This window comes from Oleiphilus sp. HI0132, from assembly GCF_001635845.1.
In genome coordinates, this window is sequence record NZ_LWGJ01001741.1 from 1 (window position 1) to 1280 (window position 1280).

At 45.5% G+C, this 1280-nt stretch carries 1 protein-coding gene; it reads right to left on the reverse strand.

What is annotated here, in order from left to right; genetic code table 11:
- Positions 1-1280, reverse strand: a 1280-nt coding sequence (locus A3766_RS26605) for a S8 family serine peptidase (RefSeq protein WP_156509166.1), incomplete at both ends; no start/stop codon positions are given.

The window sequence follows — 1280 nt, forward strand, 5'->3', positions numbered from 1 at the left end:
CATGGGCATCTGGAAGCAACGATATACCTGACTCCTTGTATCACTTCCCGATTTGCGTTTAAGGTCTCGAACGAGTAGTAATTCGGATAGATTCCTTTTGCTTCTCCATCGTCAAATGAGCGCTCATCGCCATCATTATTGGTACTTGCTCTAACAAAATACTCGCCGACCGGGATATTCTCAAAGCGATAGCTGTATACACCGTCAGACAAAGATCCTGCCACGGTAGATGTAGCAAAAATAGGTTCTTCTGGCAAAGCGTTCAAAACCTCATCTAAGGCAATAAGCGATATATAAAGATTACCGACCGATTCGTTACCAGAAATAGTATTCGATGCGATTACATCAAGCGATGCAGTTTGCACCGCACCATCATTTATTTGATATTCTATGATCAAACTACCTTTCTTAAAGGTGTTTACTGGAATCGCTGCACTATTAATTTCTACCGTATAGATCCCTAAACCATTGGAATCTGTATCATCCTGACGAACATCTAACCAACTGGCGTCAGCTTCACTTGGTGTAATACCGGAGACAATAACGCTACCATTGCCTGGGTTAGACAAATATAGCTTTGCATTGACAGCATCATTAAAGAAAGAGAACGATTGCGGAAAGTAATACAAGGAGTCAGGTATATCGTTGCTTCCAGATGCCCATGCAACGGCTTTATGCGCATTAATTAGGCCATTGCCGAAACTGGATGAACCACCAATCAAGTCAGTGATGAGGCCGTTCTCTAATGCGTAGCTAAAACTTGAAGCATTGAGATCAGGATCTACCGACTTCATTAGCGCAGCCACACCTGAAACATGGGGGGCGGCCATTGAGGTTCCTAGGTACTCACTATATCCCGCCCCAGAGACAGTACTGATAATACCTTGCTGACCTTCAATCGTAGATTGCTCGTTGGAAGAGCCGCCGGGCGCTGCCACATCAATGTATGTTCCGTAGTTAGAAAAACCGGATAAGGCTAACTCTGACGTCACCGAACTCACTGCCGTCACACCGTCAAATGCAGCCGGATAAAACTTTTCGCTACTCGACTCATTCCCCGCTGCAGCAATTACGATAATGCCTTTAGCAATAACTGCATCGATTGCGGTCTTCAAGGTATCAGAGAAGCCTTCGCCACCGAGAGAAAGATTGATCACATCGGCAGGGTCACTAGGCAGCTCACCGCTATCATTGTCTAAGCCTCCTGCATACATGATCGCATTCGCCAAGTCCGCATCGGTTCCTTGGCTAACACCGTCTTCATTTTCTACCCCTAGAAC